This window comes from Paraburkholderia sp. SIMBA_054 (assembly GCF_046534875.1).
Classification (GTDB): Bacteria; Pseudomonadota; Gammaproteobacteria; order Burkholderiales; family Burkholderiaceae; genus Paraburkholderia; species Paraburkholderia hospita.
On sequence record NZ_JAWRXV010000791.1, the window covers coordinates 1 to 272 of the forward strand.

The 272-nt window shown below is 58.8% G+C and carries 1 protein-coding gene; it reads right to left on the reverse strand.

Features of this window, described 5'->3' with window-relative positions:
* Nucleotides 1–272 (reverse strand): TonB-dependent receptor plug domain-containing protein (locus SB822_RS57270; protein ID WP_410859128.1); only part of this gene is annotated, 272 nt, incomplete at both ends.

Here is a 272-nt window from a genome sequence, read left to right on the forward strand (position 1 = left end):
GATCGACGGCGCAGTGGCCCGGGGCATCGCCTTCATGCTCGTGTTTGTCTAGCTGGTCGTCTTTCTGTAGGACATGGAAGTTCTTCTTCGTGATGATGTTGACCACGCCGGCAATCGCGTCCGAGCCGTACACCGACACGGCGCCCGTCTTCACGATGTCGATGTGATCCACCATATTGGGCGGGATCGAGTTGACGTCGAAGAACGTGTCGGTGAAGTTCTCCGCCTTGCCGTAATTGGCGACGCGCTGTCCGTCCACCAGAACCAGCGTG